Origin of the sequence: Streptomyces sp. NPDC047043 (assembly GCF_040644055.1) — a bacterium.
Classification (GTDB): Bacteria; Actinomycetota; Actinomycetes; order Streptomycetales; family Streptomycetaceae; genus Streptomyces.
In genome coordinates this window covers 39,985-49,684 of the sequence record NZ_JBEYVO010000054.1, presented here as the reverse complement: position 1 = coordinate 49,684, position 9,700 = coordinate 39,985, and the positions used below count along the sequence as shown (strand labels likewise).

Below are 9,700 nucleotides of genomic sequence, written 5' to 3'. Positions count from 1 at the left end.
AGCCCGAACGCGCGGAGGCGCGAAGCGCTGAGCACGATCGGGCTCTCGACACCGACACAAAGCGCCCCCGGAGGCGAACGAAGCCAAAAGAGGCGCCCCCTCACGCGACACGGGCCATGTCCGAGTGCCGTACCTCGTGGGCCGGTGGCAGGCCCGCGACCAGGCGTTCCAGCTCATCCACGACGATACGGCCGAGGCGCTGCAGCTCGTTGCCGAGCGAGCCCGCGATGTGCGGGGTGAGGAAGACGTTGGGCAGGCGGTACAGCGGCGAACCGGCGGGCAGCGGTTCGGGTTCGGTGACGTCGAGGATCGCGTGCAGCCGGCCGGAGACCAGCTCGTCGGTGAGCGCGTCGGGGTCGACCAGGGCGCCGCGCGAGGTGTTGATCAGGAAGCCGCCGTCCCGGATGAGCGCGAGTCGGCCGGCGTCGAGCATGCGGTAGGTCTCGGGGATGTCGGGGGCGTGCAGCGAGACGATGTCGCTGTGCCGCAACAGGTCGTCCAGCGGCAGGAGTTCGGCACCGAGGGCGGCGGCGTCGGCGGGGCTGACGTACGGGTCGTGGAGCAGCACCGTGAAGTCGAACGGCCGCAGCAGTTCCAGCAGCCGGCGGCCCACGCGCGAGGCGCCGATGATCCCGATCCGGCGGCCGACGTTGCCCGTGTGCGAGGTCTCGGCATCGGTCGGGTAGGCGTGGGTGACTCGGAAGCGCTCGCGGTGGGTGAAGGTGTCCTTCCCGGCGAGCAGGATCATCGCCAGGGCGTACTCCGCGACCGGCAGGGCGTTGCCGGTCACCGCGCTGGAGACGGTGACCCCGTGCTCCCACACCGCATCGCCCACGAGTGAGCGGACCGAGCCCGCGGCGTGCAGGACGGTGCGCAGTTCCGGTGCGGCGGCCAGGGCTTCGGCGTCGAGGTGGGGGCAGCCCCACCCGGTGATGAGCACCTCGGCCCGGGCGAGGGCCCTGGCGGCGGCCGGATCGGCGAAGTCCCGTACGACGAGCTCGGAGTCGAGGTCGCACGCCTGCCTGAGCCGGGCCATGAGCGGCGGAGGGAAGAGCAGGGGGAGGTGCACCGGATCCATCGCGAACACGACCCTCGGTGGCTGGGGGTTGGGCATGGCTCTCCTGACACGCTGGATGACGCGGAATGGAAACTGTTTCAGAAAGCGCCTTCTACCGTAGGTCTGTCGCGAAGCGGTGGTCAATCGGTGGGAGGAGCGGCGCGATGGCGGGTTCGCTTCTATGGCCTACGGCCCTTGATCCCGCTCTGGGCGAAATCGGTTACTGCGGTTTCCCGGGCCGTGTCGTGCATCGGGGCGGATTCGGCAACCGGTTGCCGGTCTGACCAGCACCGTAACCACTTGAGCCCCCTGCACCCAGCGAGACCACAGTTTTCGAAAATTCGTCAGGCCTCTTGACGTGCCGTGCTCCCGGACGGAAGCTCCCTGCACCGCATAGCAACCGGTTCCCGAAACATTCGCACGCCGCAGCCATCCCCCCGCCGCGTGTCCGAGTTCCCTCATCCATCTCAGCGAAGAGAGTGGGTAGTTCATGCGCTCCCAGGCCGGTGCTCCCGTGAGCCGCCGCCGCTTTCTCGCCCTCTCGGCAGCCGGTGCCGCGGCCGGTGCGGCATCACTCGGTGGCTGCGCTCTGCAGGTTTCCACCGGGGTGAGCGGCTCGGGCGAGACCGTCACCATGATGGTCAAGGCCGACGACCTCTCACCCGACCTGGTCAAGCAGGCCAAGAAGGACACCGGCATCACGATCAGACGGGTCGACTACGACATCACCAAGCTGATCGCGATGCTCACCAGCGGCAATCCGCCGGACCTGGTCCGCGCCGTCGGCGCCACGGACGCGGCGTACTTCGCGGCCCGGGACGTGATGGAGGAGCTCGACCCCTACTTCGCCAAGAGCAGCGTCCTCGCGGTCGACGACCTGGACCCGGTCAACGACCTGTGGCGCTACGACGGCAGAACCCAGGGCAAGGGCCCCCGCTACGGCATGGCCAAGGACTTCTCCCAGGACTCCATGTACTGGTACAACACCGCGGCCTTCGACAAGAAGGGCGTCGACTACCCGTCCGAGAGCGAGCCCGTCACCTTCGAGGAGTGGCTGGAGAACGCCAAGCGTCTCGTGCAGCGTTCGAAGGGGCAGACGACCGTCTCCGGCGGCAGCTACAACGGGCTGACGAAGCTCACGCTCATGGCGACCATGACGGCCTCGGCCGGCGGCAGCCTGTTCAACGACGACTTCTCCCGCGTCGACTTCACCACCCCCGAGGCCCGCAAGGCGCTGGCCTGGTACATCGACTACTGCAAGCTCAAGGTCGGGCCGAGCGCCGTCCAGCCCGACCCCAACGGCTGGGACGGGCCCACCTACCAGGCCGGACGGCTGGCCATGTCGAACACCGGCTACTGGATGGGCGGTCTGATCGGCACCGACAAGAAGCTGGCGCAGGTCTCCCGTCTGGCTCCCGCCCCGGTCTTCGCGGGCGGCCCGCGCATCAGCGCCTGTCAGGGCGGCACCGGTCTGTGGATGCCGCGCAAGGCGAAGAACAAGGACGCCGCCTGGCGGATCTTCGAGTGGTTCTTCGGCGAGGCACCGGCCAAGGCGCGCGCCTCCAGCGGCTGGGGCATCCCCACGCTCAAGTCCCTCCGGTCGCTGATGCCTCATCAGACGGACTACCAGAAGCGGACGTTGACGGCGCAGGAGAGCGAGCTGCAGCACTTCTCGGTGGTCTCCCTCACCCCCTACATCACGGGCGACGCCTTCGAGTCCCTCTACAACCAGGTCACCCCGGCCGCGATGAAGGGCGAGATGTCCGTCGACACCCTCGCGGGACGCCTGAACTCGGTCATCAACGAGCAGCTCGAGCGCGGTAAGGAGCAGGTGGGATGACGGTCGATCAGGTTACGTCGGTCGCGGGCCGCTCACGCGCGGCCGGGAGCGCGGGGCGGGCAGGGTCCGCCGACCGCACCGGGCCCTCGATGACGACGCGCAGGCACCGCGCCTTCTACATGTTCACCTCGCCGTGGATCATCGGCTTCGCGCTGCTGACCATCGCGCCCATGGCGTACGCGCTGTGGCTGAGCTTCACCACGTACGACGGCATCTCGCCGAACTGGCACTACGTGGGCCTCGGCAACTACCGCGAGCTCATCGGCGATTCGCAGACCTGGGACTCGCTGGGCCGCGCGGGCCTGTTCGCGGTGATCTCGGTGCCGCTCTCGATCATCGCGGGGCTCGGGCTCGCCGTCCTGATCAACCGGCCGGTCAAGGGGCGCGGTCTGTTCCGCACGCTGCTGTATCTGCCGGCCGTGGTGCCGCCGGTCGGCGCGGGCATCGCCTTCAAGAACCTCTTCGACCAGAACGCCGGTGCCGCGAACGGTGTGCTGACCTTCTTCGGCTTCGACGCGATCGGTTGGCTGGCCGACCCCTATGCGCGGTACGTGCTCGTCATGACCGTGCTCTGGGCGGCCGGCAACGTCATGATCATCTCGCTGGCCGGGCTCCAGGACGTGCCCCGCGAACTCCACGAGGCGGCCCGTATCGACGGAGCGAGTGCCTGGCGGTCGTTCCGCAGCATCACCGTGCCGCTGTTGTCGCCGGTGCTGCTGTTCCAGACCGTGACCGGGGTGATCGCCTCGGTGCAGACCATCATGCCGATGCTGCTGGCGCCCCTCGCGACCACGGGCGGCCTCACCACGATCCCGCAGTCCAACTACACGTACATGATCCATGTGTTCTCGGAGTACTTCGCGCTCGGCCGCTACGGCTACGCCTCCGCACTGCTGTGGGTGCTCTTCGTCCTGATCCTGATCGCGACCGGACTCATCTTCAGGTTCACGTCCGGCGTGGTGTTCTACAACGTCGACCCGGAGGCGAAGAAGTGACCGCGACCAGCCTGAACGCCAAGTCTCCGGCCCGCGTGCGGATACGCGTCAACCGCCTCGTCCTCTACACCGTCCTCGTCGCCGTCACCGGGATGTTCCTCGGGCCGTTCGGCTGGCTGGTCCTCACCGGTCTGAAGGCCCCCTCCGAACTGGCCGCCGCGCCCGTGCACTGGCTGCCCGCGCACTTCCAGTGGCACAACTTCGCCGACGCCTACCAGCTCATCGACTTCCTGGGCTACGCCCGCAACTCCCTGATCATCGCCACGATTTACGCCACCCTGGTCACCGTCAGCTCCGCCTGGGTCGGCTTCGGCTTCGCCCGCCTGACCGCACCCGGCAAGAAGACCCTGTTCGGCATCCTCATCGGCTCGATGATGCTGCCCCAGATGATCACCCTGCTGCCGACCTACCTGATCTTCGCCAAGCTCGGCATGGTCGACACGTACTGGCCGTGGGTCCTGTGGGGACTGTCGTCCGCGCCGTATCTGGTCTTCCTCTTCCGGCAGTTCTTCGCCGGACTGCCCCGTGAGCTGGAGGAGGCGGCGATCGTCGACGGCTGCGGATACGGCGGGATCTTCTGGCGGATCTTCCTGCCGCAGTCCTGGCCGGTGCTGTCCGCCAGCTTCGTCATCGCCTTCACCTGGACCTGGGGCGACTACATCGCTCCCCAACTCCTGCTGTCCACCGACCGGTCCACCCTCGCCGTCGCCGTGATGTCCACCTATGTCTCCTCGGCCGGCACGCCGGTCACCAACCTCCAGGCCGCCGCCTCCGTGATGTACGTCGTCCCGATCCTGCTGATCTTCCTCGTCGCGCAGCGCGGGTTCGTCTCCGGGATGTCCACGTCCGGCCTCAAGTAGCCCTTCTTCTCGCCTTGTTGCACCGCGACTGAGCCGAAGGGGGCTGGAGCGCCCCGTAGGCGAAGGAGCCGATCAAAAAGGAGTCGCACATGAACACGCCCCTGTCCCGCCGCACCGCCCTTCAGGCCGCGGGCGCCACTGTGCTCGCCGCCGGTCTGTCCGGTGGTCTGACGGCCACGGAGGCCCACGCCGACGAGGACAACTCCGCGCCGAAGCTTGTCACTTACCCCCGTCCGTCCACCATGCCGACCAACACCAGCTTCAAGGTGCGGGTGCGCACCGCGCCCGACGGCGACTGGCAGAGCCTCGACATCTACCGGCCGCAGCTGGAGGAGATCAACCCGACCACCGGCTCGGGCAAGGTCTACAACTCCTCGATGGTGTACTTCGACTTCCAGGGCTCCGTCGAGATCGAGGTGACGTACCTCAAGGGCGGCACCACCAAGGCCCGGGTGAGACCGGACTCGTACGGCATCAAGCCCGAACTCGGCGGGGACACCCTGGTGTTCACCCTCGACGAGCCGAAGGACCTCGTCGTCCAGATCAACGACGAGATCTTCGACTGCCTGCACATCATCACCAACCACGTCGACCACCACCCGTGCAGCGCCGACGACCCGGACGTCATCTACTTCGGCCCCGGCGTGCACACCGTCACCGGAAACATCCTCAACGTCCCCAGCGGCAAGACGGTCTACCTGGCCGGCGGTGCCGTCCTGAGCGCCCAGGTGTACTTCAAGGACGTCGAGAAGGCCGCGGTCAGGGGCCACGGCGTGATCGCCAGCCCGTACAACGGCATCCTCATCGAGGGCAGCAAGAACATCTCCGCCCAGGACGTCATCGTCCTCAACCCCAGGGGCGGTTACGTCTCCACCACGGGCCAGAGCGAGAACGTCCGCTACAAGAAGGTCCGCGGCTTCAGTTCGCGCGGCAACGGCGACGGCATCGACATCTTCTCCTCCAGCGACGTCGTCCTCGACGGCTGCTTCCTGCGCAACTCCGACGACTGCATCGCGATCTACGCCCACCGCTGGGACTACTACGGCGACACACGGAACATCACCGTGCAGAACTGCACCCTGTGGGCGGACGTCGCGCACCCCGTCAACATCGGTACGCACGGCAACACCGACGCGCCCGAGACGATCGAGAACCTCCTCATCAAGAACATCGACATCCTCGACCACCGCGAACCGCAGATGAACTACCAGGGCTGCATCGCCCTCAACCCCGGCGACTCCAACCTCATCAGCAACGTCCGGATCGAGGACGTCCGGATCGAGGACTTCCGCTGGGGCCAGGTCATCTACATGAAGGTCATGTACAACACGAAGTACAACACCTCGGTCGGCCGCGGCATCGAGGACGTCTACGTCAAGAACCTCAGCTACACGGGCACCCACGCCAACCCGTCGCTGTTCCTCGGCTACGACGCCGACCACGCCATCAAGAACGTCACCTTCGAGAACCTGGTGATCAACGGCGTCGTCATCGCCGACTCCATGAAGAAACCGAGCTGGTACTACACCACCGACGCCGTCCAGTGGTTCTACAACGAGCACGTGACGAACCTGAAGTTCATCACGACCGCCGAGGCCGAGGCGGCCGCCGCGTCATGATCACATCTGCTACCAGCCGCCGGGGCTTCCTCGGTGGCGCGGCGGCCCTGCTGCTGGCCTCCGGTGCGAGCGCACTGCTCGTGCCGGGCGCCGCCCGGGCGGCCGGGAACGAGAGCGGCAGCCGGGGCTTCACCCACCCCGGTCTGCTGCACACCGCCGACGACCTCGCCCGTATGAAGGCCGCCGTCGCCGCCAAGCAATCGCCTGTCCACGACGGCTACTTGGCGTTCGCCGCGCACGCCCGTTCGCAGTCGACGTACACGATCCAGAACACCGGCCAGATCACCACCTGGGGCCGCGGCCCCACCAACTTCCAGAACCAGGCCGTCGCCGACTCGGCCGCCGCCTACCAGAACGCCCTCATGTGGGCCGTCACCGGCAACCGGGCGAACGCCGACAAGGCCCGCGACATCCTGGGCGCCTGGTCGGCGTCCCTGACGGCGATCACCGGAGCCGACGGCCCGCTCGGCGCCGGGCTCCAGGCCTTCAAGTTCGTCAACGCGGCCGAACTGCTGCGCCACAGCGACTACGACGGCTGGGCGGAGGCGGACATCGCCCGCTGTGAGCGGTCCTTCCTCGACGTCTGGTATCCGGCCGTCTCCGGCTACATGCTCTACGCCAACGGCAACTGGGACCTGACGGCACTTCAGACCATCCTGGCCATCGGCGTGTTCTGCGAGGAGCCCGTCCTCTTCGAGGACGCCCTGCGCTTCGCCGCGGCCGGGGCCGGCAACGGCAGCATCCCGCACCGCATCGTCACCAACGCAGGACAAGGCCAGGAGTCCGGCCGCGACCAGGGCCACGAACAGCTCGCCGTCGGCCTGACCGGCGACATCGCCCAGGTCGCCTGGAACCAGGGCGTCGATCTGTGGGGCTTCGACGGCAACCGCATACTCGCCAACTTCGAGTACGCCGCCCGCTACAACCTCGGCGGCGACGTCCCCTTCACCCCCGACCTCGACCGCACCGGCAAGTACATCAAGACGGCCGTCTCCGCCACCGGCCGCGGCAACCTCCCGCCCATCTACGAGATGGCCTACGCGCACTACGCCGGCGTCCGCGGCATCGACGCCCCGTACACCAAGGCCGCCGTCTTCCGCGGCACCGGCGGCGCCCGCGTCGTCGAGGGCAGCAACGACGACCTGCCCAGCTGGGGCACCTTCGCCTACGCCGGCGCGACGGCCCCCTCGTCCACCGTGCCGACGGCTCCCTCGGGCATCACCGCGGTAGGCAACTCCGACGCCGTCAGCGTGAGTTGGCTGCCGTCCTTGTGGGCGAGCACGTACACCGTCCGCCGGGCCACCAAGCCCGAGGGCCCGTACGAGACGATCGCCACCGGCGTCGAGAAGACCACCCACACCGACGACGCCGCACGCCCGGGCCGGACCTACTGCTACACGGTCACCGCCACCAACTCCCAGGGCAGCAGCGGCGATTCGGGCATCGCGTCCGCCACCGCCGGGCTCCCGGGGCCCTGGGCCACCCAGGATCTCGACAGCGTCAAGCTCCCCGGTTCCGCCGCCTTCGACGGCGAGCGCTTCGTCCTGGAGGCGAGCGGCACCGCCGACACCTATCGTCTCGTCCATCTGCCGTTGCCCGGCGACGGCACGGTCACCGCGCGCATCGTGTGGCCGCTCAGCTCCCAGTACTCCAAGATCGGCGTCACCCTCCGCGCCTCCCTCGAAGCGGACGCGCCGCACGCCGCCATGCTGATCCAGGGGCTGCCGCTGCACACCTGGAGCGGTGTGTGGAGCGTACGGCCGAGCGACGGCGCCGACATCTCGGCGACCGGCAGCACACCCGTGCCGCCCACCCAGCAGGCCGCGATCACCGCCAACGCGGCCTTCCCGATCTCCAACCTCGGCGCGCTGCCCGACTCGGCGACCCCGCTCGAGGCCCCGTACGTCGAGGGCGCGGGCGACGGCTACCGGCTGCGGGCGCCGTACTGGGTCCGCCTCACCCGCAAGGGCCGCCGCTGCACGGGAGCGATCTCCCCGGACGGCATCCGCTGGACCCAAGTCGGCTCCACCGAGGTCGAGTTGGGGCACACCGCCCACGCCGGTCTCGTCCTCACCTCCTGCCTCGGCGTCGACCAGGACTACGCCGAGACCGGCACCGGCGCCTTCGACAACGTCACCGTGACCTCGGCGTCGGGCGAGGTGTGGTCCGTGCAGAAGCCGCCCCGGGCCGCCGGGAACCTCAAGGCCGTGAGTGGCGCCGACGCCGTCGAGCTGACCTGGACCGACCCGGACCTCTCCGCCCGCTACAAGGTGCTGCGCGCCACGGACGCCGACGGCCCGTACCACACCGTCGCGACCGGCATCGGTCCCGTCGGCTTCGGCACCCGCATCCGGTACACGGACGCCACGGGCGCGCCCGGCGCGACGTACCACTACGTGGTCGCGAAGACGAACGCCGGCGGTCGCGGACCCCTCTCGGAGCCGGCGTCCGCCCAGATGCCCACGCCCTCCGCGCCCCAACTCACCTCCGCGACAACGGCGTTCGCCAACAAGGGGGTACCCTTCCGCCACCTGCTGCGCGCCTCGCACGAGCCGATCCGCTTCACCGCGGACGGCCTCCCCGACGGCCTGCGCGTCGACAAACGTACCGGCCTGATCTGCGGAACCCCCAACGAGACCGGGGCGTTCGCCGTCTCCACCACCGCCGGCAACGCGGCCGGAGACGGGTCCGCCACCCTCACCCTCACCATCGGCACACCCCCGCCCGCCCCCTGGAGCTACGGCGACCTCGGCGACGTGATCCTCGACGACCGGGCGTACGGGACGCTCGGCGTGGTGGCGATCCGCACGCCGGGCAGTACGTCGTACCAGGACGGGACCTTCACGGTCCGCGGCGCGGGCGCCGACCTGACCGTCAACAACCAGGGAATGACAGGGCAGTTCGTACGTCAGCCCGTCACCGGCGACTGCACGGTCACCGCCCGGCTGGTCTCCCGCGGCGGAGCCACCGCCGACCGGGTGGGCCTGCTGATGGCCAAGTCCCTGTCACCGTTCGACCAGGCCGCCGGGGCGATCGTCACCGGCGGGACCTCGGCGCAGCTGATGCTGCGCAAGACCGTGGCCGGCGCCTCCGCCTTCTCCGGCACCGCCAGCGTCCAACTGCCCCTGCTGCTGCGGCTGAAGCGCACCGGGACCGCCTTCGCCGCCGAGGTTTCCACCGATGACGGCGCCACCTGGACCGCACTCCCCTCCGGCGAGATCCCCGGCTTCGGTGACGCCCCCTTCCACGTGGGTCTGGTGGTCTGCTCGCGCAGCCCGCTGGCCCTCGGCACCGCCCAGTTCGAAGAGGTGAGCATCACCCCCGACTGA

At 68.9% G+C, this 9,700-nt stretch carries 6 protein-coding genes; 5 read left to right on the top strand and 1 reads right to left on the bottom strand.

What is annotated here, in order from left to right; all coding sequences use genetic code 11:
• Positions 1-100 precede the first annotated feature (100 nt).
• Positions 101-1,114, bottom strand: coding sequence for a hydroxyacid dehydrogenase (locus ABZ880_RS51035; RefSeq protein WP_361278073.1), 1,014 nt, complete (start codon positions 1,112-1,114; stop codon positions 101-103).
• A 433-nt stretch (positions 1,115-1,547) separates the two neighbouring features.
• Here ABZ880_RS51035 and ABZ880_RS51030 point away from each other — a divergent pair, with 433 nt between their 5' ends.
• The 5 genes from ABZ880_RS51030 to ABZ880_RS51010 all read left to right on the top strand — a co-directional run bounded on the left by ABZ880_RS51030 (position 1,548) and on the right by ABZ880_RS51010 (position 9,700).
• Complete coding sequence (locus ABZ880_RS51030; protein ID WP_361278071.1) at positions 1,548-2,897, top strand: extracellular solute-binding protein; 1,350 nt, start codon at positions 1,548-1,550, stop codon at positions 2,895-2,897.
• Positions 2,894-3,892 carry a sugar ABC transporter permease gene (locus tag ABZ880_RS51025; protein ID WP_361278069.1) on the top strand — a complete coding sequence of 333 codons (999 nt, stop codon included), beginning with the start codon at positions 2,894-2,896 and terminating at the stop codon, positions 3,890-3,892. Before ABZ880_RS51030 ends, ABZ880_RS51025 begins: the two co-directional genes overlap by 4 nt.
• Positions 3,889-4,752, top strand: a complete 864-nt coding sequence (locus ABZ880_RS51020; RefSeq protein WP_361278067.1) for a carbohydrate ABC transporter permease — start codon at positions 3,889-3,891, stop codon at positions 4,750-4,752. The genes ABZ880_RS51025 and ABZ880_RS51020 overlap by 4 nt, the downstream gene beginning before the upstream one ends.
• Before the next feature lie 89 nt (positions 4,753-4,841).
• The gene (locus ABZ880_RS51015; protein WP_361278065.1) at positions 4,842-6,371 is read left to right on the top strand and encodes a glycosyl hydrolase family 28 protein; all 1,530 of its coding nucleotides are present in this window, start codon (positions 4,842-4,844) and stop codon (positions 6,369-6,371) included.
• Positions 6,368-9,700 (top strand): alginate lyase family protein, encoded by a 3,333-nt coding sequence (locus ABZ880_RS51010; RefSeq protein WP_361278063.1) that lies wholly within the window; start codon positions 6,368-6,370, stop codon positions 9,698-9,700. Before ABZ880_RS51015 ends, ABZ880_RS51010 begins: the two co-directional genes overlap by 4 nt.

Bases quoted from the DNA above. Each gene is read 5' to 3' on its own strand.
- ABZ880_RS51035 (WP_361278073.1), bottom strand. From the start codon at position 1,114: ATGCCCAACCCCCAGCCACCGAGGGTCGTGTTCGCGATGGATCCGGTG.
- ABZ880_RS51030 (WP_361278071.1), top strand. From the start codon at position 1,548: ATGCGCTCCCAGGCCGGTGCTCCCGTGAGCCGCCGCCGCTTTCTCGCC.
- ABZ880_RS51025 (WP_361278069.1), top strand. From the start codon at position 2,894: ATGACGGTCGATCAGGTTACGTCGGTCGCGGGCCGCTCACGCGCGGCC.
- ABZ880_RS51015 (WP_361278065.1), top strand. From the start codon at position 4,842: ATGAACACGCCCCTGTCCCGCCGCACCGCCCTTCAGGCCGCGGGCGCC.
- ABZ880_RS51010 (WP_361278063.1), top strand. From the start codon at position 6,368: ATGATCACATCTGCTACCAGCCGCCGGGGCTTCCTCGGTGGCGCGGCG.